The following is a 25,415-nucleotide window of genomic DNA, read 5'->3' on the forward strand; positions in this document are numbered from 1 at the left end:
AGGCGCGGTTCGCTTTGGGGCGGCCCGGCAGCGACCGCATATGACAGACAACGACTTCCTCCTGGACGAGAGCCAGATCGCCCCGCCGCGCACGGTGCGCATCGACTTCGACGACGGCTCCTTCGCGCTGCGTTCGCCGGTGGCGCTCAAGCCCTATGCGCGCTGCATCGGCGAATGGATCGAACGCTGGGCGCGCGAGACGCCCGATGCGCTGGCTTTCGCGGAACGTGACGAGAGCGGCGAAGGCTGGCGCAAGCTCGACTACCGCGCGCTGCGCCAAGCCGTGGGTGCGGTGGCGCAGGCGCTGCTCGACATGAAGCTGCCTGAGGGCAAGCCCATCGCGATCCTCTCGGACAACGCGATCGACCATGCCGTGCTGATGCTCGCCGCAATGCACATCGGCCGCACGGCCTGCTCGCTCTCGAGCGCGTATTCGCGCATGGCAAAAGATCCGTCGCGGCTGCACGGCATGCTGCAGGCGCTGCAGCCAGCGTTGATCTACGCATCGGATGCCAAGGTGTATGGCGGCGCGCTCGCGGGTTCGGGCGTGGAGGCGGTGGCGGTGTTCAGCCGCAATGCCGATGCGCACGCCGGCGCCCTGCCCTTCGCGCAGCTGCTGCAGGCCAGCGAAACGCCGGCCGTGATGCAGGCCTACGAAGCCGTGCTGCCCGACACCCACGCCAAATACCTGCTGACCTCGGGGTCCACGGGCAAGCCCAAGGTGGTGATCAACACGCACCGCATGCTGTGCGCCAACCAGCAGATGATGGCGCAGACCTGGCGCTTCCTCGGAGATGACGGCCCCCTGGCGGCTTCGCCGCCACCCCCCGCGGGGGGCTCGCCGGCTTGGGGCGGCCCGGCGCCGGCGCACGAAAAGCCCGTGCTGGTCGACTGGCTGCCCTGGAGCCATACCTTCGGCGCCAACCACAACCTGAACATGGTGCTGTGCCATGGCGGTGCGCTCTACATCGACGAGGGCCGGCCCGCGCCGGGGCTGATCGAGAAGACCGTGCGCAACCTGCGCGAGGTGAAGCCCACGTTGCTGTTCAACGTGCCGCGCGGCTTCGACATGCTGCTGCCGTTTCTTGAAGCCGACGACGCACTGGCCGCCGAGGTGTTCTCGCGCCTGCGGCTCGCCTTTTACGCGGCCGCGGCGCTCGCGCCCTCGACCTGGCAGCGGCTCGAAGCGGTCGCCAAGCGCGTGCGGCCCGAGCGGCCGCTGTGGCTCACCACCTCGTGGGGCGCGACAGAAACGTCACCGGCCATCACCTCGGCGCACTGGAAGCTCGACGGCGCGGGCTGCATCGGCGCACCGCTGCCGGGGCTCGAACTCAAGTTCGTGCCCAACGGCCAGAAGCTCGAGATGCGCGTCAAGGGCGTCTCTGTATTCCCCGGCTATCGCCATGCACCGCGCGAAACCTCTGAAGCCTTCGACGAAGAGGGCTACTACCGCATCGGCGATGCGGGCTACCTGGCCGATCCCGAGCATGCCGAACGCGGCGTGATCTTCAACGGCCGCGTGGCCGAAGACTTCAAGCTGTCGAGCGGCACCTGGGTGTCGGTGGGCACCCTGCGCGTCAAGCTGGTGTCGATGCTGGCGCCCCATGTGCAAGACGTGGTGCTCACAGGCCATGACAGCGACGAGATCGGCATGCTCGTGTTTCCCGCGCCGCAGGCCGAACCGCAGGCACTGGCCGCGCGCATCGCCGAGGTGCTGCGCACGCTTCGCGAGGAAGGCGCAGGTTCTTCCCAGTGCCCCACGCGCGCACTGGTACTCGCCGAGCCGCCGAGCCTGGACGCGGGCGAGATCACCGACAAGGGCTACATCAATCAGCGCGCGGTGCTCACGCGGCGCGCAGTTGAAGTCGCGCGGCTGCATGCCGGCGCGCACAATGACCTGCAGGTGATAAAGCTGCGCAGTTGAACCGCTGCAAGGAGAAGGCGGTCAGCGGGAAACGCCAGGCGATCTTTGCGGCTGAGGCGGCACCGTCTTCTTCTTCGCGGGCTCCTCCTCGCCGAACAGCTTTTCCACCTGCTGCCCGATGCGCGCCCCGAGGGCCGTGCCCACGCCCGGCAGCACCGCGGTGCCGACCGCCGCACCGGCCAGCGCACCGCCCGTCAGCGACACCTCGGGATCGCTCATGCTTCCACCCACCTTGAGCGGCACGCCGACCACGCCGTCGACAAGATCGACCGCCACCTCGCCGTCCAGCTTGCGGTTGAAGAGCTTGAGGTTGCCGCTGGCGGTGAGCAGGCCGGAGCGGGCCTTGAGCCCCGTGTAGCGCATCACGATGCCGTCTTCGCCGCCTTGCGTGTCAAGGGTGCCCGTGAGTTCGTCGAGCGGCGTGGTGCCGCCGCGGCTGATGCCGGCGGTGGTCACGGCCTTGGCCAGGTCGAGCCGGGTGAGCGTCGCGGGCTTCACCGAGAAGGTGGTGCGCGTGTGCAGGCTGCGGATCAGCGCGCCGAGCTCGCCGGCTTGGGCCACCAGCGTGGTCTGGCCCGAAAACTTGCCCGCTACGGCGGTTCGTCGGCCAAAGGCGTGCACCAGCCCTTCGATGTCGATCTGCCGGGGCTCGAGTTCGGCCGATACGCGCATCGTGTCGTCGGGCAGCAGCTCGAAGAGGGAGACGCCGTTCCACGTGCCGCCGCCCACGTCGATGCGGGTGCGCCACCGGTCCCGGTCGGCTTCTCGGTCCAGGCGCAGCCGCGCGGGAGGCGAGGCGCCGGCGCGTTCGAGGCGCGCCTGGCGCGGTCGCCAGCCGGTGTCGAAAACAACGTCGCCGTCATAGGCGAGTTCGATGCCGCGCCGGTCGATCCAGACGATGTCGCGCCAGCGCAGCTTCTCGAGCGGAATGGGCGCCAGCGCCCATGGCGCCGGCAGCGAGAACAGGTGGCCTGCCTCCTTCGGCTTGGGCCCCTTGCCGCGGAAGGCGCGCACCGATTCGCGCGGCAGCACCAGGCTTTCGATCTCGGCCTCGTCGATGGCGACGACCCTTTGCAGCAGCTTCCGGAGCTTGAGCTGGAGCGTGATGCGGCGCAGCGTGATGGGGCGCGCCTGATCGGTGGCGACCTGGGACAGCACCAGCACCGGGCTGGGCCAAAGCGCCCAATGCGCGCCGCCGATCTTCAAGCCGATGCCGAAGCGCTTTTCGAACGCTTCGGAAATCCGCACGGCCACTTCCTCGTCGCTGGGCAAACGGGTGCTGGCCACCCACACCAGCGCGCCGGTGCCGAGCAGCAACACCGCGGCAATGCCGATGAGCCAGCGTCTGACGGGGTGCTTCATCGGACCAACTTAGCACGCGAAGGCGACTGCGGTTGTCAGCCGCCATCGCTATAGTTTCCGGAACTTGTAGTGGAGACAACCTCATGCGCATCTGGAAGAAAGACATCTCGGTCGAAGAGCTGACCCGCAACCACATCGGCACCGCCGTCTCGACGCTGGGCATGGAGTTTTTGGAGGTGGGCGACGACTTCATCCGCGCCCGCGTGCCGGTGGACGAGCGCACCCGGCAGCCCTACGGCATCCTGCATGGTGGGGTGTCGGTGGTGCTGGCCGAAACGCTGGGCTCCTGCGGCGCGCACTACTCGGCCCCCGAGGGAGACCGGGCCGTGGGCCTGGACATCAACGCCAACCACATCCGCTCTGCCACCAGCGGCTGGGTCACGGGCACTGCGCGGCCGGTGCATCGGGGGCGCACCACGCAGGTGTGGCAGATCGACCTGACCAACGACGCCGGCGAATTGACCTGCGTCTCGCGCATCACAATGGCGGTGCTGCCGCCGCGCTAGGCAAGCAAGAAGACCCGCCCGACACACACCGGGCGGCAGCGGGCCGGAAGAAGCCCCTCAAAAACACAAGACGAGGAGAAAGCAAACTCATGAGCAATCTATTCAGCTGGCGCGAAGTCGCCGCCACCGAAGGACGCGTGGTCGCGCCCGACGAACGCCTGCCCTGGCTGCAGACCGGCGCCATGGGCGTGCAGCACGTGATCGCGATGTTCGGCGCCACGGTGCTGGCGCCCATCCTGATGGGCTTCAACCCCAACATCGCCATCCTGATGAGCGGCATCGGCACGCTGATCTTCTTTTTGGTGACGGGCGGCAAGGTGCCCAGCTACCTGGGCTCGAGCTTCGCGTTCATCGGCGTGGTGATCGCGGCCTCCGGCTATGCGGGCAAGGGGCCCAATGCCAACATCGCGGTGGCGCTCGGCGGCATCGTGGCCTGCGGAGTGATCTACATCCTCATCGGCGCCCTGGTGCAGGCCATTGGCACTGGCTGGATCGAACGCTTCATGCCACCGGTGGTCACGGGCGCGGTGGTGGCGGTGATCGGGCTCAACCTGGCGAGCGTGCCGATCAAGAACATGGCGGCCAGCAATTTCGATTCCTGGATGCAAGCCGTCACCTTCCTTTGCGTGGGGCTGGTGGCCGTGTTCACGCGCGGCATGCTGCAGCGCCTGCTGATCCTGATCGGGCTCATCCTGGCCACTGTGGTCTATGCGCTGCTGACCAACCTCATGGGCATGGGCAAGCCGGTCGACCTGTCCGGCATCGTCAATGCCGCGTGGTTCGGCATGCCGACCTTCACCGCCCCAGTGTTCACCACCAACGCCATGCTGCTGATCGCACCCGTGGCCATCATCCTTGTGGCGGAAAACCTCGGCCACCTGAAGGCGGTCACGGCCATGACGGGCCGCAACCTCGACCCCTACATCGGCCGCGCCTTCATCGGCGACGGCATTGCCACCGTGGTGAGCGGCGCCGCCGGCGGCACGGGCGTGACCACGTATGCCGAAAACATCGGCGTGATGGCGGCCACACGCATCTATTCGACGGCGGTGTTCGTGGTGGCCGCGCTCATTGCGCTGGTGCTGGGCTTCAGCCCGAAGTTCGGCGCGCTGATCCAGGCGATTCCGCTGCCGGTGATGGGCGGCGTGAGCATCGTGGTGTTCGGCCTCATCGCCATCGCTGGCGCCAAGATCTGGGTCGACAACAAAGTCGATTTCTCGCAGAACAAGAACCTCATCGTGGCCGCGATCACGCTGATCATCGGCACCGGCGACTTCACGCTCAAGTTCGGCGATTTCGCAATGGGCGGCATCGGAACCGCGACTTTCGGTGCGATCATTCTTTACGCACTTCTGGGCAGAACGCGCAACGCTTCCACCCTTTCAAAGTGAAACGCCTTGCAATAAATGTTCTGCCAAGTGGTTGAAGCAGGGCCCGGTCACTGCCCGGAAGCCCGCGCCCGTTAGACTTCAACGCTTTTCGCACCGACGTTTTCCAATGGCCGATGTCTCCGCCGCGCGCACCAAGGCGGTTTTCGAATTCAAGAGCGCCACGCTGCCGCTGATCGCAGTGATCCTCAAGACGGCCGACCTGGCCGTGCTGGCCGAGGCGCTCGACGCCCAGTTGGCCGATTCGCCCGATTTCTTCGAGCAGGAGCCGGTGGTCATCGACCTCTCGCAGCTGCAGCCGGAAGAAGAAGGCGGCGAGGAACCCGCAGCGCTCGACTTCGCGGCGCTGCGCGGCCTGCTGGCGCGCCACCAGACGCAGCCCATTGCGGTGCGCGGGGGTAACGACGCCCAGAATGCGGCGGCCCGCGCGGCCGGACTCTCGCTCACGGCCATGCCGGTGGCTCCGGCGCCGCGTTCCCCCGCGCCGCCCGCCGCATCGCCAGCACCCGCCAGCGAAGCGCCGCAGATCGTGCGCGAAGTGCCGGTGCCGGCCAACGGCACGCTCCTGATCGACAAGCCGCTGCGTTCGGGCCAGCAGGTCTACGCGCGTGGCGGCGACGTGGTGGTGACGGCGGTGGTGAGCTTTGGTGCCGAGGTGATCGCCGACGGCAACGTGCACGTGTATGCGCCGCTGCGGGGCAAGGCGATTGCCGGCGCGCGGGGCAATACCGAGGCGCGCATCTTCTCGACCTGCATGGAAGCGCAGCTGGTGGCCATTGCGGGCATCTATCGCACCAACGAAGTGCCGCTGCCCGATCCGGTGCTCGGCAAGCCGGCGCAGATACGCCTGGACGGCAAGAAATTAGTGATCGATCCGATCTGATGCGCCGCGGCGCATTCGAAAAACCAACAACCGAATCGAAACAAGAAGGAATGGCAATGGCCAAAATTGTGGTGGTGACCTCAGGCAAGGGCGGCGTCGGAAAGACCACGACGAGCGCCAGCTTCGCGTCGGGCCTCGCGCTCGCCGGCAAGAAGACGGCGGTGATCGACTTCGACGTGGGCCTGCGAAACCTCGACCTCATCATGGGCTGCGAACGCCGCGTGGTGTATGACCTGATCAACGTGATCCAGGGCGAAGCCAACCTGAGCCAGGCGCTCATCAAGGACAAGCAGTGCGACAACCTGTTCGTGCTGGCGGCCTCGCAAACGCGCGACAAGGAAGCGCTCACGCAAGAGGGCGTCGAAAAGGTGCTGACCGACCTGGCCGCCATGGACTTCGACTACATCGTGTGCGATTCGCCCGCGGGCATCGAAACCGGCGCGATGATGGCCATGCACTTTGCCGATGAGGCACTCGTGGTGACCAACCCCGAGGTATCCTCGGTGCGCGACTCCGACCGCATCCTGGGCATGCTGAGCAGCAAGACCAAGCGGGCGAAGGAAGGCGGCGACCCCATCAAGGAGCACCTGCTGATCACCCGCTACAACCCCAACCGCGTGGCCGGCGGCCAGATGCTCTCGCTGGAAGACATCCAGGACATCCTGCGCATCAAGCTGATCGGCGTCATTCCCGAATCGGAAAGCGTGCTGCAGGCGTCGAACCAGGGCGTGCCCGCCATCCACGACAAGGAAACCGACGTGGCCAAGGCCTACAGCGACGTGGTGGCGCGCTTCCTGGGCGAAGACAAGCCCATGCGCTTCGTCGATGCGGAAAAGCCGGGCTTCTTCAAGCGAATTTTCGGAGGCAAGTAGGCCATGTCCTTTTTCTCGTTCCTGCTCGGCGAAAAGAAGAAGACGGCCAGCGTCGCCAAAGAGCGGCTGCAGATCATCCTCGCGCACGAGCGGTCCAGCCTCAGCGGCAAGAAGCGCCCCGACTACCTGCCCGACCTCCAGCGCGAGCTGATGGCGGTGATCTCGAAGTACGTGAAGATCAATGCCGAGGACATCAAGGTCCACCTGGAAAAGCAGGACGACCTCGAAGTGCTCGACATCAAGATCGAACTGCCCGACGCGACGCCCTCGCCGGCACGCTGATCGAACACGCGGGGGGCGGCGCAGCCCTCCCGTTTCAGTTCAGGGCTCAGCTCAAGGCTGCGCCACGAAGCGCGCCACCTGCCGCAGCACGTCCTCTTCCTTGAGGATGCGGCGGTGTCCCAGCCCCTCCGTGGCCACGAGCCGCGCCCCCTTGATGGCATCGCGGTAGGCCTCCGCGTCGGCAAAGCGGTTCACGCGATCATCGCGGTCATGCACGATCAGCGTCGGCTGCACGATGCGCGGACCGACAGCCGGTGGCTCCAGCTGCGCCATCAAGAGGCCTTCCCGCGCTTCGAACAGCCGTTGCATTGCAAGCCGCGTCGCCTCGCTCAGCCCGAACGTGTGCGCGAAGTAGCGCGTGAATTCGCGCGCCGAAGCCGGTGGTGCGAGCAACACCAGCCGCTCGGCGCGCAAGCCCTGCGCGGCGGCCAACCCCAGCGCGTTGGCGCCCATCGAATGCGCGACCGCTGCGCGGAGGGTATGGCCGTCTGCGACGAGCCTTGCAACCACATACGAGATGGCACGGGCGAACTGCGGCGAGTTGCTCATGATGCCCGCGCTGCGGCCGTGGGCCGGCAGCTCGAGCAGCACGGGCCGCAGGCCTTCATCGGCCAACACCTTGGCCAACGACAGCATCTGACCGGCGTGCCCGCCCCAGCCATGCACCAGCAGCACGATGGGCGCCGATTCCGCACCTGAATCCTGCGTGGCCAGGTGATAGAGGCCGAGGCTCGCGTTTTCGAAGGCCCAATCTTCGCGACGCCAATCGGCGCCGGGCGCCTGCCCGCGGTAGAGCCACTTGGGCGGCAGCGGCGTGCCGAAGAGCCGGTAGGCGGCTTGCACTCCCAGTGCAGGCCACACGCGCTGCGCGGTGGTCAGGCCGAAACGCAGGGTGCGCATTACACGACTGGGGCGGTAGTAGTTCGACTGCGCGGCGTGCGCGGCCGCGGAGGTTGTAGTGCTGCTCGTCATGCAATGGCTCCTTCGGTTCAGTACCAAACCCAGTCTTCGTTGCTGCGCGGCAGGCTGTGCAATGACTCTCGGACGGTTTCAGCGCCAATGGCGCCCAGGTAGACGGCAAGGCAGAGGGCAATGATCAGCATGGTGCTTCTCCTTTTATCGCACGACTGTGCGAAATTAGAATACAGAAAGACGAATGAAAGTGCATGGCGCCGTGATCAGGCGCGGTAGCTGGAAAGAAGCCGCTGCCAGGTCTGCTTGGCGCGGTCGGCGGCTTGGGGGTCGCGCAGAAAGCGCGCGTCATGCAGCAAGCCCATGATGAGGCCGTTGAGTTCGCTGACGACCTGCGCGGCGTCGGTGTCGGCGCGCAGTTCGCCGGTCTCCACCGCCTGCAGCACGGTGCGGCGCAGGGCGGCGCGCCAGCGCGTGATCTCGGCGAGCAGCAGGTCGCGCAGCTCGCCTTCGCGGTCGTCGTATTCGAAGGCGCCGGCCATGTAGATGCAGCCGGTTTCGGCCTCGATGTCGCGCGTGCGCGCGATCCATCGGTCGACGATATCGTTGAGCCGGGCCAGGCCCTTGGGCTTTTGCATGGCCGGCACAAACACGTCAGCGAGGAAGCGGCGGCCGTACTCTTCGATCACCGCCTTCTGCAACGCCTCTCGCGAGCCCACCCGTGAGAACACGCCGCTCTTGGAGAGCGCCAAGCGGCTGGCCACGGCCTGGAGCGTGATTGCTTCCAGGCCTTCGGTCAGCGCGAGATCCATCGCCGCGCCGACGATGGCGGTGCGGGTGAGTTCGCTTTTCTGGGTTTTGGCGTCCATGGCTGCAACTTTAGCACAGTCGTGCGAAATTGCAAATGCACCTTGCAGAGACGCTCCAATCGATGCGGCACAGATGATTTGCTCATGTGAAACCAACAAACGCATCGTTCCCCGCATAAGCACTTGTGCCGAGAATCGCCGCTCGGCCCGTCCGGGCCTTCTCCTTCCGATCCTTCGCACCAGATGAACTTCCAACAACTGCGCTCGGTACGCGAGGCCGTTCGTTGCGGCTTCAACCTGACCGAGGTCGCCCACACCCTGCACACCTCCCAACCGGGGGTGAGCCGGCAGATCCGCGAGCTGGAGGAGGAACTGGGCATCGAGCTTTTCGTGCGCGCCGGCAAGCGGCTCACCGGGCTCACCGAGCCAGGCGGCCACGTGCTGCCGATCATCGAACGCATGCTGATGGAAAGCAGCAACCTGCGGCAGGCGGGGCAGGAGTTCGTGGCGCAGCAGAGCGGGCTGCTCTCGGTGGCAGCCACGCATTCGCAGGCGCGCTACGCCATGCCGGTGGCGGTGCAGGAATTTCGCGCGCAGTTTCCCAACGTGAAGCTGCACCTGCACCAGGGCTCGCCCAAGCAAATTGCGCAGATGCTGATCGACGGCGAGGCCGACGTGGGCATTGCGACCGAGGCGCTGGGCGACTACCCCCAGCTGGTGGCCCTGCCCTGCTACCGCTGGACGCACTCGGTAGTGGTGCCGCCGGGCCATGCGCTGCTCGATGCGCCGCTGACGCTCGAGGCGCTCACGCGCCATCCGCTCATCACCTACGACACCGGCTTTACCGGCCGCTCGCGCATCGACGAGGCCTTTGCGCAGCGCGGGCTCACACCGCACATCGTGCTCGCGGCCATGGACGCCGACGTGATCAAGACCTACGTGCAGCTAGGCATGGGCGTGGGCATCGTCGCCGGCGTGGCCTACGAGGCCGAGCGCGACACGCAATTGCGCGCGCTCGATGCGGGCCGGCTGTTCGGCATCAACCTGACCAAGCTGGCGGTGCGGCGCGGCAACTACCTGCGCAGGTACGTCTACTCGTTCATCGAGTCGTTTGCACCGACCTTGACGCGCAGCGTGGTCGAAAAGGCTCTGGGCGATGAAGCGAAGGGCTCGCACTACGAAATCTAGCGCTGGCGCAACGGATTCAACGCTTGCCGACACAGGATTAAAAAAGAAGCTGGCTGCTTCACACAGGCAGCGTACATTCGGGTTAATTCCTTGGCTTCCCGGAACGGATCAGCAATGGCATCGACCCCGCAGCAGCAACAGCAGCAAACCAAGGCCGCCCAGAAGGCCGCCGACGCCGCCGAACGGCGTGAGCGGCTCAGACGGGCACTGCCTGCCACCGTCGAACTGCTGCAAAGCCGCCAGGCGGACCGCATCGACGACGCCGACATCGATGCGTATGTGAGCCTTAACTGGCTCGAGTGGCACGGCGGTGGTTTGCGGCTCACCATCACCGGGCGCAATGTCTGCGCCCAGTCGCTGCCCACCGTGGCAGCCTGAGGGCTTTACCCCTCTCCAAAAAAACAAAGACCGCCGCAGGAAGCCCTGCGGCGGTCTTGAATGAAGCTTCGCGCGTGGCGCGCCGCGCTCCTTGTCTTTACTGGTTGCCCACGATGATCTGCGCGATCAGACCGGTGGCAATGGCCGCGAGCACGTAGTCGCCGCCCACGCCCACCCACTGGTAACCGCGAGGGGGGGCCTGCAGCTGGTAGGCCCGGTAGTCGTTCACCACGTAGTTGCGACCGCGGTACTCGTGAGGCACGCGTCCGCCGCGGCGCCACTCTGCGTGCGGCTGCGGGTAGCCGCGGCGATCGAACTGGCGGCCTGGACGGTAGTCCTCGCGGCCGTAGTGATTGCCACCGCGGTTGTCGTGCCGGTCGAATCGACGGTCCTGTTGTTCGTGGCGGCCGTTGCCCTGCTCGTAGCGGCCGTGACCTTGATCGTTGCCGCGGTCATGGCCGCGATCGTGGCCACGGTCCTGCGCGAAGGCACTTCCCGCCGCCATGCACATCGCGAGTGCCGCAGCAGCGACGGCCATGCTCTTTGAATTGATGATCATCTGGAACTCCTTCGTGTTGATGACGAGTCCATTGTCAGTGGCGCTTGTGTCTGCCCGGAGCACATCAGGTCGCCGTCAGGTGAAATGAGGTAAGCGCTGGTATCGCGGCGGCGCGTTGTCCTTCAACAAGGGGCGTAGCGGTTGACCACGACGCCGCATTCGTAGGCATTGGCGCCGAGCAAGCGCAACTTGTGGCCGTTGCGCTGGTCGTGAAACACCGAGCGACCACCGCCCACGGCCGTCGGATTCACGAAGAACTGAAACTCGTCGACGAGCCCTTCGGCGACGAGCGACGATGCAAAGCCGGCGCCGCCGATGCAGAGGATGTTGGCGCCCGGCTGCCGCTTGAGCGCATTCACTTCGTCGGCCATGCTCCCTGCTGCAATTTTGGTGCGTGGCCACCGCGATGCCTTGAGCTTGTTCGTGAGCACGACCTTGCGCGCATCGATCACTTTTTGTGCGAAGGCATAGTGCGGATCAGCGGCGTGGCTTCTTGCGACTCGGCCCCAGTGGTCGAGATAGCCTTCCTCGATGATCTTGCGGCTCAGAAGAATGGTATCGACGGACTCGAAGACTTCATTGAAGTACCGCCTGAGCGCGTCGTCCCAGTTCCAGCGATCGCCCCAACCCCACAGTTGCCAATCGAGGCCGGGGTTGGCAGCTGCGACGCAGCCATCGACCGACATCTGCATTTGCAGGACAAGCTTTCTCACGAGGTTTCTCCTTCGGGGACGCTTGCCAGGCAACTGCTCCTGATTTGCAACCAGTTGAAGTATTGAAGAACTGCTGCGAAAATGCAAGCAGTTTCAAAACGAGAGCGATATTGCGATGGCGAACCAGCAGAAATCCCAGTGCCCCATCAACCTGTCGCTCGAGGTCTTCGGCGACCGTTGGAGCCTGCTCATCGTTCGCGACATGATGTTTGCGGGCAAGCGGCACTTCAGGGAGTTCTTGCAGTCCGACGAAGGCATCTCCTCGAACATCCTCACCGAGCGCCTGGGCACGCTTGTGGAGCACGGCGTGCTCCACAAGGCTGACGACCCCACGCACAAGCAGAAGGCCATCTACAGCCTGACACCCATGGGCATCGACCTGCTGCCGGTGGTGGCGCAGATCGGCATCTGGGGGCGCAAGCACCAGCCCGTCACGCGCGAGAGCGCAACGGCCGCGGCCGCCATGGAAAAAGGTGGGCCGGTGCTCTGGAAGCAGATGCAGGCGGATCTGCGCAAGACGCACGCCGCCGCGCGCAAGGGCTGAGACCGGCGCTTCATTGAATGCGTTTAAGCTCGCGGCCAGCATGAAGCGACGACACCTTTTCCACCTGCTGGCCGGCATGTCCGCAGCCGCCACGCTGGCCGCCTGCGGCAAGCGCAAGCCCTCCGCCGCCGCATTGAAATCCGACGCCCGCGTGCTCGCGCTGGGCGACAGCCTCACCTTCGGCTATGGCGCACCTCCCGAGGCGGCCTGGCCCGTGAAACTGGGCGAGCTCACCGGCTGGCAGATCGACAACGCGGGCATCAATGGCGACACCTCGGCCGGGGCGCTGGAGCGCCTGCCGTCGCTGCTGGCGGCGGGCAGCTACGACGCCATCCTCATCGGCATCGGCGGCAACGACATGCTGCGCGGCGTGTCGCCCTCTGCCACGCGCGACAACCTTGCGGCCCTCGTGAGCCAGGCGCGCGCGCACACACCCCATGTCGCGCTGCTGGCCACGCCCTCGCCCGATGCGATGCGCGCGGCTGTCGGATCGCTCAGCGACGCGCCGTTCTACGACGAGGTCGCGAAGTCGGGGCAGGCGCTGCTCGTCGCCAATGTGTATTCGAGCGTGCTGTCGGACGCCTCGCTGCGCTCCGACCGCATCCATGCCAACGCCAAGGGCTATGCCAAGGTTGCGCAGCAGCTCGCGGACCAGCTCAAGGCCGCGGGCTGGCGCTGACGAGACTCAAGCAGCAGCGGCGCGCAGCAGGTCGACGTAGGCGCCCTGCACCAGGTGGCCGGGTGCAATGCCGAGTTGCGCCATGAGCGCATGCGCTTCGGCCACGCCGTCTTCAGCGGGCTCGCCCTCTTTCAGCACCACCTCGAGTTCGAGGAATTCGCCCAGGCCCTCCACGCGGTCGAGGTGCAAGCGCGTGCGGCCCACGATGAAGAGCCGGCGCTGCTTGCGCACACGGCCGGCCTGGCCCCAGGCCAGCGTGAGCGACTCGCGCAGGGTGTCGGGCGTGGTGGTGGGCGAGATCAGATAGAACGACTCTTTCGGGCCGCTGCTGTTCGCGCGGCGGTAGAAGATCAGCTCCGCATGGTCGGGCGCGAAGGTGCGCAGCTTGAGGCGATCGGCGCTGTTCTCGCAGCGAAAGAACGTGTCGTCCTGCGCGATTTCGATCGGGCCTGAATCAGCCAGCTTTGCGGCGATGAGCGCCACGCGTTCCACGCTGTCGATGCGGGCCTTGATCTCTATGTTTCGTGCCATCTCGGTCGTGCTGTTGAGGCTTGCTTGTGTTCGGGGTACGTGCACAGGACACCGGGTACTCCCCTCCGCGAATGTCCCCCGGCCTGCGGCCTCCTCCTTTATTTCGCTGCGCGGAGCACCCGATGCCCTGCGCACGAAAAGCACTGCTGGTGTGCGGCCGATCAACCACCGCTTTGAACAACGATCCCGTCGATGGGGTGCCTTGCGCAGCGAAATAAAGGAGGAGCCCGAAGGGCGGGGGACATTCGCGGAGCAAGGTACCCCGTCGGCGGGATCGCGCCCTGATGATGATGATCAGGGCGCGTTGCCTTGCGGCCCCACCGGCGGCGGCGCAGTGCGGCCGCTGGAGCCGGGCGCTAGCTTGCGGCCGAAGGACTCGCCCACCCTGCGCACCGGCCGGCTGGCTTTTTCCGAGACGTTGTTGACACCGCGCCGCGTGGCGTCTTCGGCGCGGTCGATGCCCCGGCCGGCGGCGTTGGTGCCGCGCTGCACGCTGTTCACGACCTTGCTGTCACGCGGCGGCGGCGGGAGGGTGTGCGCGGGCTGGACCTTGGGTGGGTTGTCGGCGCTCTGGGCGTGAACGGCAGTGGCGGACAGCAGCAGGAGCGCGGCGCTCGCAGCAGCCAGTGCGAATGAATGAGCAGGCATCTTCTTGGTCATGAGGGGCTTCCTTCCTTGTCGTCAGACTGGTCGGCATCCGATGCTTCTGCGGCAGCGCGCGCCATGCGCTCGCTCTTCCAGTACACGTCGTCGCCGCCGTCCATCCGGTTGAGCACGCGCGCAAGCACGAAGAGCAGGTCGCTGAGCCGGTTGAGATATTGACGCAAAGCATCGTTGAGTTCCGCCGTGGCGCCGAGAGCCACTACCGCGCGCTCGGCCCGCCGCGCCACCGTTCGGCACACGTGCGCGAGCGAGGCCGCGCGCGTGCCCGCGGGCAAGATGAATTCAGCCAGGCGCGGCAAGGCGGCGTTGTGCTCGGCCAGCGCGTTGTCGAGCTGCAGCAGCGCGTCGGCCTTCAGCAGCGTGTAGCCTGGCATCGAAAGCTCGCCGCCAAGGTTGAAGAGCTGGTGCTGCACGTCGACGAGCAGCTCGCGCACGGGCTCCGGCATGGGCTCGCAGAGCAGCACGCCGATTTGCGAGTTGAGCTCGTCTACGTCGCCCATGGCGTGCACGCGCAGGTGGTCCTTGGGCACGCGCGTGTTGTCGCCGAGGCCGGTGGTGCCGTCGTCGCCGGTGCGGGTGGCGATCTGGGAAAGTCGGTTGCCCATGGGCGCTCCTGTTGTGCCTGTTTTATCGCAGGATGGTCGCCGCGTCGATCTTGCCGGCCAGCCATTGCAGGCCCGCCAGATGCTGCTGGTCGTGGCTGCAGAGGTAGTGAATGAGGCTGCGCATCGTGAGCGGTCCGTAGCCCTCGAACACGGCGGTGCGCGCCAGTTGCGCATCGCTCAGGCTCGAGATGATTTCCATGGTTTGCGCACGCGCGGTCCTGAACTCGGCCAGCACCTTGGCCGCGTCGGCCATGCCATAGGCGCGTGCAATGGCAAGCGGCTCGCTGTCGATCGAAGCCAGCGTGGGATTGCGCTCTTCCAGCGTGCGGCGAAAGCGGACGTGGTAGCCCTCGATCTCGATGTCGCGCACATGGCAGAGTTGTTCGATGGCGGTGAAGGCTTCGCTCGGAACGCCCTCCCACGAGGTCGGCGCCCAATGCCGGAACGCATCGGGAATGGCCGCGTAGTGGGCGGCGAGTTGCGACGGAAAGGCCGCGAGTGTGCTGAGGGTCGTAGGGTTCATGGTGCTTTCGAAGCGCATTATGGTGCTCGCTCCGTAAAATGGCCGGACAGAGCCCCGCCCTCACCTTCTCCAGGAGACGCCCGATGAACGCACCGACCCAAACCTCGCACCTGATGCCGGAGCTTCATCTGCGCGACGTACCCGACAGCCTGATCGAAGGGCTGAAAGCACGCTTCGGCGCCAACTGCTCCACGGCCATGGCGGTGCGCACGCAGCATGGGCGCGACGAGTCCTCGTTCGACGCCCCGCCTCCTTCGGCCGTGATCTTTGCCGAGAGCACACAGGACGTGGCCGACGCCGTGAAGCTCGCCAGCGAGCACAGCGTGCCGGTCATTCCCTTCGGCGTGGGCTCATCGCTCGAAGGCCATCTGCTCGCGGTGCAGGGCGGCATCAGCATCGACGTGTCGCGCATGAACAAGGTGCTCTCGGTCAATGCGGACGACCTCACGGTCACGGTGCAACCTGGCGTCACGCGCAAGCAGCTCAACGACGACATCAAGAGCACGGGCCTGTTCTTCCCCATCGACCCGGGCGCTGACGCCTCCATCGGCGGCATGACGGCCACGCGCGCGAGCGGCACAAACGCCGTGCGCTACGGCACCATGCGCGAGAACGTGCTGGCGCTCGAAGTCGTGACCGCGGCGGGTGACGTCATCCGCACCGGCACGCGCGCCAAGAAGTCGTCCGCGGGCTACGACCTCACACGCCTCATGGTGGGCAGCGAAGGCACGCTGGGCGTGGTCACCGAGGTCACGCTGCGCATCTATCCGCTGCCCGAAGCGGTGTCGGCCGCGATCTGCTCGTTCCCGAGCATCGAGGCCGCGGTGCGCACCACCATCGAAACCATCCAGCTCGGCGTGCCGATCGCGCGGGTCGAGCTGATCGACGTGAACACGGTGCGCATGGTGAACGCCTATGCCAAGCTCAACCTGCGCGAAGAGCCGATGCTGCTGATGGAATTCCACGGCTCGCCGGCCGGCGTGAAGGAACAGGCCGAGACCGTGCAGGAGCTCGCCAGCGGCCACGGCGGCAATGCCTTCGAATGGGCCAGCACGCCGGAGGAACGCACCCGGCTGTGGACAGCCCGGCACAACAGCTACTTCGCGGCCGTGCAGTCGCGCCCGGGCTGCCGCGTGATCTCGACCGACACCTGCGTGCCCATTTCGCGCCTGGCCGACTGCCTGCTCGACTCCGTGGCCGAGGCCGATGCCAGCGGCATCCCCTACTTTCTGGTCGGCCACGTGGGCGACGGCAATTTCCACTTCGGCTATCTGCTGGACCCGAACATTCCTGAAGAGCGCGTGAAGGCCGAGGAACTGAACCATGCGCTCGTGAGCCGCGCGCTGGCGCTCGAGGGCACCTGCACCGGCGAGCACGGCGTGGGGCTGCACAAGATGGACTTCCTGGTGACCGAAGCGGGCGTGGGCGCGATCGACATGATGCGCACGATCAAGCGCGCGCTCGACCCGAAGAACATCATGAATCCCGGCAAGATCTTCGCGCTCTGACCCGGCCCATTCAGGCCCCCATGAAAAAGCCCGGCGGCTCGCGAGAGCCCCGGGCTTTTTTGCGGCTGGCCGCACCCTCTTATCGGCGGCGGCGTGCGGGTGCCGGCTGCTCCGGCGGCACGTACGTTTGCGAAGGGGCTGCGCCGCCGTCCACGCCCAGCCGGCCGCCGCCGCCAAGGCCCTGGCCGCGCACGGTCTGCGCCTTGTAGTTGCGCAGCGAGCGAACCATCTGGTTGAAGGCGTCCATGAACGCCGCGGCAATCACTTTGCCTTGCGCCGTATTGGTATAGCCGCCGAGATTGCCGCCGGCGCGGGCGCCGAACACCGAGCCGAAGGCGCCGAAGTCGGTCTTGGAGGCGCTGCCTTCCGATGCTGCGACCTGCACGCCCGAGCGGTTGTCGATGAGCGTCAGGAGCGCGCTGGCCTCCTTGGTTTGCATGCTGCCGCCGACCGCAGCCAGGGCGCGCCCACGGTTGCCGCCGACCAAGCCGCCCAAGGCGCCGCCGATGCCCCCGGCATCGCTGTTGCTGAACACGATCTCGGGTGAGAGGCCGTAGTCGGACGCCACCATCTGGCCGCGGCCGAAGTTGCTGCCGCCGCGCATTTCGCCNCCGGCATCGCTGTTGCTGAACACGATCTCGGGTGAGAGGCCGTAGTCGGACGCCACCATCTGGCCGCGGCCGAAGTTGCTGCCGCCGCGCATTTCGCCCGACTGCTGCAGTGCGCGCTCGCGCGTCATGGCGTTCATGCCGGCCGCGCCGCGCTCGACCACCACGAAACAGTTCGACTGCTGGACCAGGAGGCGCAGCAGGTTGGCCGTGGGCGGCAGGCGGTATTCGCCGGTGAGGATGGTGTACCAGCCGGAGTTCACGTTCTCGATCAGCGAAACCGTGCCGAGCGGCGACTCGCAGCGCTCGAGCTGGCTGCTTTCGCCGGCAGTGGCCGACCCTGCCGCGCTGCCCGTNTTCACGTTCTCGATCAGCGAAACCGTGCCGAGCGGCGACTCGCAGCGCTCGAGCTGGCTGCTTTCGCCGGCAGTGGCCGACCCTGCCGCGCTGCCCGTGGCCATGGTCTTGGCCGACTGGCTGCCCATTTGCATGTCGGTGGTGACGCAGCCGGTCAAAAGCAGCGCACCCGCAGCCACGGCCGCGAATGGAAATTTTGTAGTGAACCTCATGATGACTCCCTCTCCTTGATATTTGGGTCGATGTGCCCGGCGAGGATACCCGTAAAAGATTGCAAGATCGATTAGACGGATGTCAGAGGGAGCCCGCCCGCGCCTAAGCCGTTCGGCGGATGCGTTCGATCAGTCCGTTGAGTGCTTCGATGGAGCCGAAGTGGATGGCGAGCTCCCCGCTCTCCTCGACCTTGCCGCCGCGCTTGCTGCGCTTCTTGATGCGCACCTCGACCTCGGCGGTGAGCAGGTCGGCCAGCTCTTCTTCCACCCGCTGCAGATCACGCGACTTTTCCCCGTCGTTGCTGCGGCGCGAGGGCGTGAGCGTGAACTCGGCCGCGAGCCGCTTCACCAGCGCCTCGGCTTCGCGCACCGACATCTTCTTGGCGGCGATCTGGTTGGCGGCGGTGATCTGCGTGCCGCGGTCCAGCGACAGCAGCGCGCGGGCGTGGCCCATGTCGATGTCGCCGGCCATCAGCATCTGCTGCGCTGGTTCGGCCAGGTTCAGCAGCCGCAGCAGGTTGCTGGCGGCGCTGCGCGAGCGGCCCACGGCCTGGGCGGCCGCCTCGTGAGTGAGCCCAAACTCCGAGACCAGGCGTTGCAGGCCTTGGGCTTCTTCGAGCGGGTTGAGGTCTTCGCGCTGGATGTTCTCGATCAGCGACATGGCCGCTGCGGCCTCGTTGGGCACGTCGCGCACCAGCACCGGCACGCGGTCGAGGCCCGCGAGCCGTGCGGCACGGAAGCGGCGTTCGCCGGCGATGATTTCGAACTCGGCGTTCTTGGCCTCAGCCGATTCTCCATCGAGGCGGCGCACGAGGATCGGCTGCATGATGCCCTGCGCCTTGATGCTCTCGGCAAGCTCGTACAGCGCGCCTTCGTCCATGCGGGTGCGCGGCTGGTAAACGCCCGCCACCATCTGATCGAGCATCAGCGTGGTGGGGTTCTGCGCGGCGGCGCCCTCTTCCATCCCTGCGTTGTCGACGGAATGCCCGGCCGTCGGGCCGAGCAGTGCTTCGAGGCCGCGCCCGAGGCCCTTGGGTTTCTTGGTCGCCATCAGTGCTTGTCTTTCGAGATTTCGTTCAATAGTTTCCGGCCTTCGGGCCAATCGCCCAGGCCGGATTCGGCATTCAGGTGACCGCCCGGGCCGGCGTCGACGAAGCGCGCGCGCCAGTCGGCCGCCAGCTGGCGCGAGCGCGCGGCGTCGCAATAGGGATCGTCGTTGGCGGCGACCAGCACCGCCGGAAATGGCAAGGGCTGGCGCACGATGGGAGCCCAGCCTGGAATGAGCTGGCGCAGGTCGTCGCGCTCCAGGTCACCGGGCGCGACCAGCAGTGCGCCTCGCACCTTGTGCGTGTTGCGCGAATGCGCGGCCCAGGCCGCGACGAGGATGCAGCCCAGACTGTGCGCGGCAAACACGAGCGGGCCGGGTGCGGCGAGCATTTCTTCCTCGAGCCGTGCAGACCAGTCGCCACGCAGCGGGCGCATCCACTCGTGCTGCTCGACGCGGCGGTCGCCGTATGCGGATTCCCACCGGGTCTGCCAATGGCCGAGGCCGCTGTTCTGCCAGCCCGGCAGCAAGAGGATGCGGGGGGTCGTCGTCGTCATCTGCTGGAAACTTGTTGGCGCAGGTCCATGATGGACCGCGTCAGAGGCTTTTTTCGCTGGTGGAATCGGGTGCGGCCGCCGGGGCCAGCACGTCTTCAGGAATGGCCAGGTTGGGCGCGCCGGCTGCGACCGGCGCAATCGGCGGCGCCACCGCATTCGATGCAAAGGCGCTGGCGGGCGGCAGCTTCTCGACCAGCTCCTTGGCAAAGGCGACAAAAGCCTGGCTTCCGCGGGCGTTCGGGTCGAACACCACGCCCGGCAGGCCGTAGCTCGGCGCCTCGGCCAGCCGCACGTTACGCGGAATGACCGTGTCGAACACCTTGTCGCCGAAGTGGGCCTTGAGCTGCTCGCTCACCTGCTGCTGCAGCGTGATGCGCGGATCGAACATCACGCGCAGCAGGCCGATGATCTGCAGGTTCTTGTTGAGGTTGGCGTGCACCTGCTTGATGGTGTTGACCAGGTCCGTCAGCCCCTCGAGCGCGAAGTATTCGCATTGCATGGGCACGATCACGCCATGCGCGGCGCACAGGCCGTTGAGCGTGAGCAGGCTCAGGCTCGGCGGGCAGTCGATCAGCACGAAGTCGTACTCGGCGCCCACCGCTGCCAGCGCGGTGCGCAGGCGCTTTTCGCGGCGGTCGAGTGCCACCATTTCGACCTCGGCACCGGCCAGCTCCCGGTTGGCGCCGAGCACGTCATACCCGCAGCCGCCCTCCACGAGCTTGTCGGCCTTCACGCGCGCCTCGGCAACGGAAGCCGACTCGAGCAGCACGTCGTACACCGTGAGCTCCAGCTGGCGCTTGTCGATGCCCGAACCCATGGTCGCATTGCCTTGGGGATCAAGGTCGATCATCAGCACCCGCTGGCCGACCTTGGCCAGGCCGGCGGCCAGGTTGACGGTGGTGGTGGTCTTGCCGACGCCGCCCTTTTGGTTGGCAATACAGAAAATCTTGGCCATAGGGAAATCAGCGGGAAATGGCGAGCTTGACGCCGAAGGCGATCAGGAAAACGCCCGCGAGCTTTTCGAGCGCACCCGAAATTCGTGGATTGGCGCGAATGCGTTCCGCAAGAAAGTGCGTCAGCAGCGTCGAGGTCAGGCCATACAGGAAGGTCAGTACCGCAATCGTCACCGCCATGGCGCCAAAGGTGGCCATGCCTTGGTGGCGCGCGGGGTCGACGAACAGCGGAAAGAATGCCATGTAGAACACGATCGCCTTGGGATTCAGCAAGGTGATCGCCAGCGCCTGGCGCAGGAAATGGCTGGGGCGAATGTTGAGGATCGGGGCCGCGCCGGGCTTGGCCAGCAGCATCTTGGCGCCTAACCAGGCAAGGTAAGCCGCGCCCAGCCATTGCACAGCCTTGAACGCTGCCGGATAGCCAGTCAGGACGGCAGCCACCCCGGCCACCGCAGCCCACATGAGGAACTGGTCGCCAATAATCACGCCCAGCGTTGCCGCCAATCCCCCGCGAATCCCACCTTTGCTGGTCGAGGTGATCAACGCGAGGTTGCCCGGACCGGGGATCAGTAGAAAGAGGACGATGGCGGCGACGAATGCGCCGTAGTCAGCGATGCCGAACATGGATTTGCCTCGGGAAAGAGAGCCAGGGGGAGGCGTCGAGTCTAAGCGAGGCGACCCCTGCGATCACCCTCCGCCGGCGGCTTTCACCAGCGTAGGCGTTTCTTTTTTGCCCGGTCAGGCGGCTTCCTTGCGTGCCCAGACAATGCAACGCTCTGCGTCCAGGCCAGGAACAGTCAATTGTTCCACGTGAAACACTGCGATACCGGCCGGTAACACGGCCAATTCTTCAGTCGGCACTTTGCCTTTCATGGCCAGCCAGACGCCACCGGGTGCCAACAGATGTCCCGAACCATTGAAGAAATCCGGCAGGGAAGCAAAGGCGCGGGAGCTGATGACTTCATAGCCGCCGGCAAGCGATTCGACGCGTGCGTGCAATCCGCGCAAGTTGGGCAACTCGAGCTCAGCGGCCACTTGCTGCACGAAAGCCGCCTTCTTGGCGACCGCATCGAGGCAGCTGACCTGGAGGTCTGGCCGCATGATGGCAATCACCACGCCCGGCAGGCCGCCACCCGAGCCCACGTCCAGCAGCTTGCCCTCCCCTGCCCACTCGCGTTGCAACGGCGGCACGGCCGCCAGACTGTCGAGCAGATGGTGCGTGAGCACGCTCGCAGCGTCGCGCAGCGCCGTGAGGTTGTAGACCTTGTTCCACTTGAGCATCAGCGTGCCGTAAGACAGCAACTGCTCCGCTTGGATATCGGACAAAGCGAGGCCCAAGGCTGCTGCACCTTGGCGCAGCGTATCGATGGGCGGGTTCATTGGGCGGACTGCGGTTCGGCTGGGGCTTCAGCGGCAGCGTCGCGGTCGAAAGCTTTGTGGCCGCCTTTTCGCAAATGAATCATCAGCAAGGAAATGGCAGCAGGCGTCACGCCCGAGATACGTGAAGCGAGCCCCAGCGTTTCAGGCCGATGCTTATCTAGCTTCTGCCGGACCTCGAAACTCAGTGCCTTGACCTGGCTGTAGTCGAAGTCGGACGGCATGCGCAGGTTTTCGAAGTGCGCTGCACGCTCGACTTCGTCGTGCTGGCGCTCGATATAACCCGAATACTTGGCCGAAATCTCGATCTGCTCGATCTCGATCTCGTTCAGCGCAGTGGACGCGCTGTACTTTCCACCGTCCAGCGACATCAGTGTTTGATAGTTCACGTCCGGCCGGCGCAACAGGTCGGCAAGGTTGTATTCGTGCTCGATGGCTTTACCAAGCACCCGCTCCGACTCAGCCGCCGGCAGGTTGCGCGGATTCACCCAGATCGATTTGAGTCGTTCTGTTTCACGTGAAACAACATCCCGCTTGCGACTGAAAGCATCCCAGCGCGCATCGTCGACCAAACCAAGCTTGCGACCTGCCTCGGTCAGGCGCATGTCGGCATTGTCTTCACGCAGCTGCAGCCGGAACTCGGCGCGGCTGGTGAACATTCGATACGGCTCAGTCACGCCCTTGGTGATCAGGTCGTCGACAAGCACGCCCAGGTAAGCCTCGTCGCGGCGGGGCAGCCACGCCTCTTCGCCCCGGCATTGCAGCGCCGCGTTGATCCCGGCAAACAAGCCCTGCGCCGCCGCCTCTTCGTAGCCGGTGGTGCCGTTGATCTGCCCGGCAAAGAACAGGCCCTTGACCGATCGGGTCTCAAAGCTGCTCTTGAGCTCGCGTGGGTCGAAGTAGTCGTACTCGATGGCATAGCCGGGCCGCAGGATGTGGGCGTTCTCCAGTCCGGGCATCGACCGCACCAGTTGGTACTGGATGTCGAAAGGCAGGCTGGTCGAAATCCCGTTCGGGTAGTACTCGTTGGTCGTCAGGCCTTCGGGCTCGAGAAAGATCTGGTGGCTTTCCTTGTCGGCAAAGCGGTTGATCTTGTCCTCGACGCTCGGGCAGTAGCGCGGACCGACGCCGTCGATCTTGCCGGTGAACATCGGGCTGCGGTCGAAGCCGGAGCGGATGATGTCGTGAGTACGCGCATTGGTGTGGGTGATCCAGCAGGCCATCTGCTGCGGATGCATGTCGGCCCGGCCCATGAAGCTGAATACCGGCATCGGCCCTGCCCCGCCCGGCATGCCGTCGCCCGGCTGCTCGGTGCACTTCGAGAAATCGATGGTCCGGCCGTCGAGGCGCGGCGGCGTGCCAGTCTTCAGGCGGCCCTGCGGCAGCTTCAATTCCTTGAGCCGTGCCGACAGGCTGATGGCCGGCGGGTCGCCCGCGCGCCCGGCCTGGTAGTTGTCGAGGCCCACATGGATGCGACCGTCAAGAAAAGTCCCCGCCGTGAGCACCACGGTGCGCGCGCGGAAGGCAATGCCCACCTGAGTGACGGCGCCCACCACCCGATCACCCTCCACCATCAAGTCGTCGACCGCTTGCTGGAACAGGCTGAGGTTCGGCTGGTTTTCGAGCCGGCGGCGAATCGCCGCCTTGTACAGCACCCGGTCGGCCTGCGCACGGGTCGCGCGCACGGCAGGGCCCTTGCTCGAATTGAGAATGCGAAACTGGATGCCCGCCTCGTCGGTGGCAATGGCCATGGCGCCGCCCAGCGCATCGACCTCTTTCACGAGGTGGCCCTTGCCGATGCCGCCGATCGATGGGTTGCAGCTCATCTGCCCCAGCGTCTCGATGTTGTGGGACAGCAGCAGCGTCTTGGCGCCCATGCGGGCAGCCGCCAACGCGGCCTCGGTGCCGGCATGGCCACCGCCAACGACGATGACATCAAATTCTTCGGGATACAGCATGAGAGAGGGGGCGCACTGACGCGTGCGCTGCGCAAAGGGGCACCAATTTTAATCGGGGGTACCCTTTTGCGGCGGGAATAAGGGCAACCGGTGCCGAGGCATTCCCAACCCTTGGCCGTCCCCATTCAAACTCAAAAGTTTGCTACATTATTTATAGCAAACTATTCAGTGCAGATGGGCTTCTCAGTCGGCTGCGCTAGCCAACTCTATGACTGGCACAGGCTTCTCGATACCCACGATCGCGCCGGTCGGCTGCGGCGCCGCTGCGGGAGGCACGCTTTCGTCCTGCACTTCGCGCACCCTGATGTCCTTGCCTGTCATCGTCACAGCGCCAAAGATGGTGCAGAAGGCCACGTCCTTGGCGTCGCGCCCGGTTCCCACGCGCACCAACCGATCGACCGGCGCCATGCGCGTCGGATCGAACAGCACCCATTGCCCGCCGAGCCAAGCTTCGAACACGGCATGAAAATCCTGCGGCGGCTCGTCGAACCAAACGTAGCCCACCACCAGCCGGGCCGGAATATTGAGCGCACGGCAAAAGGTGATGCCCAAATGCGCGAAGTCGCGGCACACCCCCGCGCGTTCCACGAACACCTCCCGTGCCGTGGTCGTCGAATTGCTGCTGCCAGGTTCGTAGGCAATGCTCTCGTGGATCCAGTCAATGATTGCCTGCACCCGGCCAATGCCGGGTGGCAGATCCCCAAAAAGCTGCTGCGCGCAACGCGACATGAGGTCCGACTCGCAGTAGCGCGACGGCATCATGTAGTGAAGGATTTCATCGGGCACCTGGTTGACCGACACCTCGGCGAGGTCGAGCGGCACGTCGACATACCTGCGCTGCACGCTCGCCCTGTAGCTGATCTGCAGCGGCCCCGGCTGGGCGTCGAACCGCGCGAAGCGGTTGCCGCTCGATCCGTCGCAGTAGACCCGCACTTCGGCCGGCGGTTCGATGGCCAACACTTCGCTGATGACGGCTTGCGTGCCGGCCTGTGCTGCCTCGATGTTCAGCAGCATGTGCGCGGGCGCCTGGACCTCATAGCGGAGCTCTGCCTCGACGTGGGAAATGTGCATGCGCGCCTCAGATCCGCCGGCGCCGCGAGCGGTGCTCGGGAAGCTGCCAGTGCGATTGCGTGACCAGCAGCACCCGCACCACGCAGTGGGCCGGGCTCTGAAGCAACAAGCCGAGCGGACGCGCACGCGGCCATTGCGGTACCAGTCGCTGCATCAATCGATCGCCTTTTTTACCGCGCCAACGCCCAATGCCGCCAGCACCACGAACACCACGGCGAGGATTAGGAACAAGCCGAACAGCAGCTTGGCAATACCCGCTGCACCCGCGGCAACGCCGCCGAAGCCCAGCAGCCCGGCGATCAATGAGATCACCGCAAACACAATGGCGTACTTCAACATCTGAACACTCCTTTCGGCGGGCCCTCGCCCACCGTGCGGGCACAGCTTAGAAATCCGCCGGAGCCGCCCCGATAGTCGGCGCGCGCGAGCGGCCGTAGGACAAAAACGC

Annotated in this window: 29 protein-coding genes and 3 pseudogenes; 11 read left to right on the forward strand and 21 right to left on the reverse strand. The window is 65.8% G+C overall.

The window, feature by feature from the left end:
* Window positions 1–40: 40 nt before the first annotated feature.
* Window positions 41–1,924: a feruloyl-CoA synthase gene (locus ASC78_RS23440; RefSeq protein ID WP_055807106.1), complete on the forward strand. Its 1,884-nt coding sequence runs from the start codon at window positions 41–43 to the stop codon at window positions 1,922–1,924.
* Window positions 1,925–1,945: 21 nt separating this feature from the next.
* Here the strand turns inward: ASC78_RS23440 and ASC78_RS23445 are convergent, their stop codons facing one another.
* Window positions 1,946–3,286 carry a hypothetical protein gene (locus tag ASC78_RS23445; RefSeq protein WP_055807109.1) on the reverse strand — a complete coding sequence of 447 codons (1,341 nt, stop codon included), beginning with the start codon at window positions 3,284–3,286 and terminating at the stop codon, window positions 1,946–1,948.
* Window positions 3,287–3,369: 83 nt separating this feature from the next.
* On the opposite strand from ASC78_RS23445, the gene ASC78_RS23450 reads away from it, so the two are divergent.
* From ASC78_RS23450 to minE, 5 genes are all read left to right on the forward strand, one after another.
* Window positions 3,370–3,792 carry a hotdog fold thioesterase gene (locus ASC78_RS23450; protein WP_055807112.1) on the forward strand — a complete coding sequence of 141 codons (423 nt, stop codon included), beginning with the start codon at window positions 3,370–3,372 and terminating at the stop codon, window positions 3,790–3,792.
* A gap of 89 nt (window positions 3,793–3,881) precedes the next feature.
* Window positions 3,882–5,183: a solute carrier family 23 protein gene (locus ASC78_RS23455; protein WP_055807115.1), complete on the forward strand. Its 1,302-nt coding sequence runs from the start codon at window positions 3,882–3,884 to the stop codon at window positions 5,181–5,183.
* 106 nt (window positions 5,184–5,289) lie between these two features.
* Window positions 5,290–6,063, forward strand: a complete 774-nt coding sequence (gene minC, locus ASC78_RS23460) for a septum site-determining protein MinC (protein WP_055807118.1) — start codon at window positions 5,290–5,292, stop codon at window positions 6,061–6,063.
* A 56-nt stretch (window positions 6,064–6,119) separates the two neighbouring features.
* Window positions 6,120–6,935 (forward strand): septum site-determining protein MinD, encoded by an 816-nt coding sequence (gene minD, locus ASC78_RS23465; protein WP_055807861.1) that lies wholly within the window; start codon window positions 6,120–6,122, stop codon window positions 6,933–6,935.
* A gap of 3 nt (window positions 6,936–6,938) precedes the next feature.
* The gene (gene minE / locus ASC78_RS23470; RefSeq protein WP_055807120.1) at window positions 6,939–7,217 is read left to right on the forward strand and encodes a cell division topological specificity factor MinE; all 279 of its coding nucleotides are present in this window, start codon (window positions 6,939–6,941) and stop codon (window positions 7,215–7,217) included.
* 51 nt (window positions 7,218–7,268) lie between these two features.
* Here minE and ASC78_RS23475 read toward each other — a convergent pair whose 3' ends face one another.
* Together ASC78_RS23475 and ASC78_RS23480 are read right to left on the reverse strand one after the other, a co-directional pair.
* Window positions 7,269–8,189 (reverse strand): alpha/beta hydrolase, encoded by a 921-nt coding sequence (locus ASC78_RS23475; protein WP_055807123.1) that lies wholly within the window; start codon window positions 8,187–8,189, stop codon window positions 7,269–7,271.
* 206 nt (window positions 8,190–8,395) lie between these two features.
* Window positions 8,396–8,998 carry a TetR/AcrR family transcriptional regulator gene (locus ASC78_RS23480; RefSeq protein WP_055807126.1) on the reverse strand — a complete coding sequence of 201 codons (603 nt, stop codon included), beginning with the start codon at window positions 8,996–8,998 and terminating at the stop codon, window positions 8,396–8,398.
* Between the two features lie 183 nt (window positions 8,999–9,181).
* Between ASC78_RS23480 and ASC78_RS23485 the strand changes: the two genes are divergently transcribed.
* Both ASC78_RS23485 and ASC78_RS23490 read left to right on the forward strand, forming a co-directional pair.
* Window positions 9,182–10,126, forward strand: a complete 945-nt coding sequence (locus ASC78_RS23485; RefSeq protein WP_055807129.1) for a CysB family HTH-type transcriptional regulator — start codon at window positions 9,182–9,184, stop codon at window positions 10,124–10,126.
* A 114-nt stretch (window positions 10,127–10,240) separates the two neighbouring features.
* Window positions 10,241–10,504: a hypothetical protein gene (locus tag ASC78_RS23490; RefSeq protein WP_055807132.1), complete on the forward strand. Its 264-nt coding sequence runs from the start codon at window positions 10,241–10,243 to the stop codon at window positions 10,502–10,504.
* Between the two features lie 97 nt (window positions 10,505–10,601).
* Here ASC78_RS23490 and ASC78_RS23495 read toward each other — a convergent pair whose 3' ends face one another.
* Both ASC78_RS23495 and ASC78_RS23500 read right to left on the reverse strand, forming a co-directional pair.
* Window positions 10,602–11,063: an RcnB family protein gene (locus ASC78_RS23495; protein WP_055807863.1), complete on the reverse strand. Its 462-nt coding sequence runs from the start codon at window positions 11,061–11,063 to the stop codon at window positions 10,602–10,604.
* A gap of 122 nt (window positions 11,064–11,185) precedes the next feature.
* Entirely contained in the window at window positions 11,186–11,776 is a 591-nt protein-coding gene (locus ASC78_RS23500) for a dihydrofolate reductase family protein (protein ID WP_055807135.1), read from the reverse strand.
* 115 nt (window positions 11,777–11,891) lie between these two features.
* On the opposite strand from ASC78_RS23500, the gene ASC78_RS23505 reads away from it, so the two are divergent.
* Both ASC78_RS23505 and ASC78_RS23510 read left to right on the forward strand, forming a co-directional pair.
* The gene (locus tag ASC78_RS23505; protein WP_055807137.1) at window positions 11,892–12,320 is read left to right on the forward strand and encodes a winged helix-turn-helix transcriptional regulator; all 429 of its coding nucleotides are present in this window, start codon (window positions 11,892–11,894) and stop codon (window positions 12,318–12,320) included.
* A gap of 40 nt (window positions 12,321–12,360) precedes the next feature.
* Window positions 12,361–12,999, forward strand: a complete 639-nt coding sequence (locus ASC78_RS23510; RefSeq protein WP_055807140.1) for a GDSL-type esterase/lipase family protein — start codon at window positions 12,361–12,363, stop codon at window positions 12,997–12,999.
* 6 nt (window positions 13,000–13,005) lie between these two features.
* Here ASC78_RS23510 and ASC78_RS23515 read toward each other — a convergent pair whose 3' ends face one another.
* The 4 genes from ASC78_RS23515 to ASC78_RS23530 form a co-directional block, all read right to left on the reverse strand.
* Window positions 13,006–13,530 carry a class IV adenylate cyclase gene (locus tag ASC78_RS23515; RefSeq protein WP_055807142.1) on the reverse strand — a complete coding sequence of 175 codons (525 nt, stop codon included), beginning with the start codon at window positions 13,528–13,530 and terminating at the stop codon, window positions 13,006–13,008.
* 294 nt (window positions 13,531–13,824) lie between these two features.
* The gene (locus tag ASC78_RS23520) at window positions 13,825–14,190 is read right to left on the reverse strand and encodes a hypothetical protein (RefSeq protein ID WP_055807146.1); all 366 of its coding nucleotides are present in this window, start codon (window positions 14,188–14,190) and stop codon (window positions 13,825–13,827) included.
* Entirely contained in the window at window positions 14,187–14,798 is a 612-nt protein-coding gene (locus ASC78_RS23525) for a cob(I)yrinic acid a,c-diamide adenosyltransferase (protein WP_055807149.1), read from the reverse strand. Before ASC78_RS23525 ends, ASC78_RS23520 begins: the two co-directional genes overlap by 4 nt.
* 22 nt (window positions 14,799–14,820) lie before the next feature.
* Entirely contained in the window at window positions 14,821–15,321 is a 501-nt protein-coding gene (locus ASC78_RS23530; protein WP_055807865.1) for a DinB family protein, read from the reverse strand.
* 83 nt (window positions 15,322–15,404) lie between these two features.
* On the opposite strand from ASC78_RS23530, the gene ASC78_RS23535 reads away from it, so the two are divergent.
* Window positions 15,405–16,829, forward strand: a complete 1,425-nt coding sequence (locus tag ASC78_RS23535; protein ID WP_055807152.1) for an FAD-binding oxidoreductase — start codon at window positions 15,405–15,407, stop codon at window positions 16,827–16,829.
* Window positions 16,830–16,908: 79 nt separating this feature from the next.
* On the opposite strand, the pseudogene ASC78_RS28150 reads toward ASC78_RS23535, so the two are convergent.
* The 12 genes and pseudogenes from ASC78_RS28150 to ASC78_RS23580 form a co-directional block, all read right to left on the reverse strand.
* Window positions 16,909–17,439: pseudogene (locus tag ASC78_RS28150) on the reverse strand (peptidoglycan-binding protein); the annotation flags it as partial.
* 1 nt (window position 17,440) lies between these two features.
* Window positions 17,441–17,793: pseudogene (locus tag ASC78_RS28155) on the reverse strand (peptidoglycan-binding protein); the annotation flags it as partial.
* 99 nt (window positions 17,794–17,892) lie between these two features.
* A pseudogene (locus ASC78_RS28410) lies at window positions 17,893–18,006 on the reverse strand (peptidoglycan-binding protein); the annotation flags it as partial.
* Window positions 18,007–18,109: 103 nt separating this feature from the next.
* Window positions 18,110–19,057: a ParB/RepB/Spo0J family partition protein gene (locus tag ASC78_RS23545; RefSeq protein ID WP_055807157.1), complete on the reverse strand. Its 948-nt coding sequence runs from the start codon at window positions 19,055–19,057 to the stop codon at window positions 18,110–18,112.
* On the reverse strand, window positions 19,057–19,608 hold the full coding sequence (locus ASC78_RS23550; RefSeq protein WP_055807160.1) for an RBBP9/YdeN family alpha/beta hydrolase: 552 nt from the start codon (window positions 19,606–19,608) through the stop codon (window positions 19,057–19,059). The genes ASC78_RS23545 and ASC78_RS23550 overlap by 1 nt, the downstream gene beginning before the upstream one ends.
* 40 nt (window positions 19,609–19,648) lie before the next feature.
* Window positions 19,649–20,563 (reverse strand): ParA family protein, encoded by a 915-nt coding sequence (locus ASC78_RS23555; protein WP_055807163.1) that lies wholly within the window; start codon window positions 20,561–20,563, stop codon window positions 19,649–19,651.
* Window positions 20,564–20,570: 7 nt separating this feature from the next.
* Entirely contained in the window at window positions 20,571–21,185 is a 615-nt protein-coding gene (locus tag ASC78_RS23560) for a LysE family transporter (RefSeq protein WP_055807166.1), read from the reverse strand.
* Window positions 21,186–21,299: 114 nt separating this feature from the next.
* Complete coding sequence (gene rsmG / locus ASC78_RS23565) at window positions 21,300–21,941, reverse strand: 16S rRNA (guanine(527)-N(7))-methyltransferase RsmG (protein ID WP_055807169.1); 642 nt, start codon at window positions 21,939–21,941, stop codon at window positions 21,300–21,302.
* Window positions 21,938–23,896 (reverse strand): tRNA uridine-5-carboxymethylaminomethyl(34) synthesis enzyme MnmG, encoded by a 1,959-nt coding sequence (gene mnmG, locus ASC78_RS23570; protein ID WP_055807173.1) that lies wholly within the window; start codon window positions 23,894–23,896, stop codon window positions 21,938–21,940. The genes rsmG and mnmG overlap by 4 nt, the downstream gene beginning before the upstream one ends.
* 183 nt (window positions 23,897–24,079) lie before the next feature.
* Window positions 24,080–24,967 (reverse strand): transglutaminase-like domain-containing protein, encoded by an 888-nt coding sequence (locus ASC78_RS23575; RefSeq protein ID WP_055807176.1) that lies wholly within the window; start codon window positions 24,965–24,967, stop codon window positions 24,080–24,082.
* Window positions 24,968–24,974: 7 nt separating this feature from the next.
* Window positions 24,975–25,121 carry a hypothetical protein gene (locus tag ASC78_RS27790; RefSeq protein ID WP_200934359.1) on the reverse strand — a complete coding sequence of 49 codons (147 nt, stop codon included), beginning with the start codon at window positions 25,119–25,121 and terminating at the stop codon, window positions 24,975–24,977.
* Window positions 25,121–25,306, reverse strand: a complete 186-nt coding sequence (locus tag ASC78_RS23580) for a DUF1328 family protein (RefSeq protein ID WP_055807179.1) — start codon at window positions 25,304–25,306, stop codon at window positions 25,121–25,123. Before ASC78_RS23580 ends, ASC78_RS27790 begins: the two co-directional genes overlap by 1 nt.
* Window positions 25,307–25,415: the final 109 nt, after the last annotated feature.

Source organism: Variovorax sp. Root318D1, assembly GCF_001424835.1.
Taxonomy (GTDB): Bacteria; Pseudomonadota; Gammaproteobacteria; order Burkholderiales; family Burkholderiaceae_C; genus Variovorax.

Bases quoted from the DNA above. Each gene is read 5' to 3' on its own strand.
- ASC78_RS23450 (WP_055807112.1), top strand. From the start codon at position 3,370: ATGCGCATCTGGAAGAAAGACATCTCGGTCGAAGAGCTGACCCGCAAC.
- ASC78_RS23575 (WP_055807176.1), bottom strand. From the start codon at position 24,967: ATGCACATTTCCCACGTCGAGGCAGAGCTCCGCTATGAGGTCCAGGCG.
- ASC78_RS23580 (WP_055807179.1), bottom strand. From the start codon at position 25,306: ATGTTGAAGTACGCCATTGTGTTTGCGGTGATCTCATTGATCGCCGGG.
- ASC78_RS23455 (WP_055807115.1), top strand. From the start codon at position 3,882: ATGAGCAATCTATTCAGCTGGCGCGAAGTCGCCGCCACCGAAGGACGC.
- ASC78_RS23555 (WP_055807163.1), bottom strand. From the start codon at position 20,563: ATGGCCAAGATTTTCTGTATTGCCAACCAAAAGGGCGGCGTCGGCAAG.
- ASC78_RS23560 (WP_055807166.1), bottom strand. From the start codon at position 21,185: ATGTTCGGCATCGCTGACTACGGCGCATTCGTCGCCGCCATCGTCCTC.
- ASC78_RS23545 (WP_055807157.1), bottom strand. From the start codon at position 19,057: ATGGCGACCAAGAAACCCAAGGGCCTCGGGCGCGGCCTCGAAGCACTG.
- minD (WP_055807861.1), top strand. From the start codon at position 6,120: ATGGCCAAAATTGTGGTGGTGACCTCAGGCAAGGGCGGCGTCGGAAAG.
- ASC78_RS23490 (WP_055807132.1), top strand. From the start codon at position 10,241: ATGGCATCGACCCCGCAGCAGCAACAGCAGCAAACCAAGGCCGCCCAG.
- ASC78_RS23530 (WP_055807865.1), bottom strand. From the start codon at position 15,321: ATGAACCCTACGACCCTCAGCACACTCGCGGCCTTTCCGTCGCAACTC.
- minE (WP_055807120.1), top strand. From the start codon at position 6,939: ATGTCCTTTTTCTCGTTCCTGCTCGGCGAAAAGAAGAAGACGGCCAGC.
- ASC78_RS23505 (WP_055807137.1), top strand. From the start codon at position 11,892: ATGGCGAACCAGCAGAAATCCCAGTGCCCCATCAACCTGTCGCTCGAG.
- rsmG (WP_055807169.1), bottom strand. From the start codon at position 21,941: ATGAACCCGCCCATCGATACGCTGCGCCAAGGTGCAGCAGCCTTGGGC.
- ASC78_RS23535 (WP_055807152.1), top strand. From the start codon at position 15,405: ATGAACGCACCGACCCAAACCTCGCACCTGATGCCGGAGCTTCATCTG.
- ASC78_RS23495 (WP_055807863.1), bottom strand. From the start codon at position 11,063: ATGATCATCAATTCAAAGAGCATGGCCGTCGCTGCTGCGGCACTCGCG.
- ASC78_RS23525 (WP_055807149.1), bottom strand. From the start codon at position 14,798: ATGGGCAACCGACTTTCCCAGATCGCCACCCGCACCGGCGACGACGGC.
- mnmG (WP_055807173.1), bottom strand. From the start codon at position 23,896: ATGCTGTATCCCGAAGAATTTGATGTCATCGTCGTTGGCGGTGGCCAT.
- ASC78_RS23550 (WP_055807160.1), bottom strand. From the start codon at position 19,608: ATGACGACGACGACCCCCCGCATCCTCTTGCTGCCGGGCTGGCAGAAC.
- ASC78_RS23520 (WP_055807146.1), bottom strand. From the start codon at position 14,190: ATGACCAAGAAGATGCCTGCTCATTCATTCGCACTGGCTGCTGCGAGC.
- ASC78_RS23440 (WP_055807106.1), top strand. From the start codon at position 41: ATGACAGACAACGACTTCCTCCTGGACGAGAGCCAGATCGCCCCGCCG.
- ASC78_RS23485 (WP_055807129.1), top strand. From the start codon at position 9,182: ATGAACTTCCAACAACTGCGCTCGGTACGCGAGGCCGTTCGTTGCGGC.
- ASC78_RS27790 (WP_200934359.1), bottom strand. From the start codon at position 25,121: ATGCAGCGACTGGTACCGCAATGGCCGCGTGCGCGTCCGCTCGGCTTG.
- ASC78_RS23445 (WP_055807109.1), bottom strand. From the start codon at position 3,286: ATGAAGCACCCCGTCAGACGCTGGCTCATCGGCATTGCCGCGGTGTTG.
- ASC78_RS23480 (WP_055807126.1), bottom strand. From the start codon at position 8,998: ATGGACGCCAAAACCCAGAAAAGCGAACTCACCCGCACCGCCATCGTC.
- minC (WP_055807118.1), top strand. From the start codon at position 5,290: ATGGCCGATGTCTCCGCCGCGCGCACCAAGGCGGTTTTCGAATTCAAG.
- ASC78_RS23510 (WP_055807140.1), top strand. From the start codon at position 12,361: ATGAAGCGACGACACCTTTTCCACCTGCTGGCCGGCATGTCCGCAGCC.
- ASC78_RS23475 (WP_055807123.1), bottom strand. From the start codon at position 8,189: ATGACGAGCAGCACTACAACCTCCGCGGCCGCGCACGCCGCGCAGTCG.
- ASC78_RS23515 (WP_055807142.1), bottom strand. From the start codon at position 13,530: ATGGCACGAAACATAGAGATCAAGGCCCGCATCGACAGCGTGGAACGC.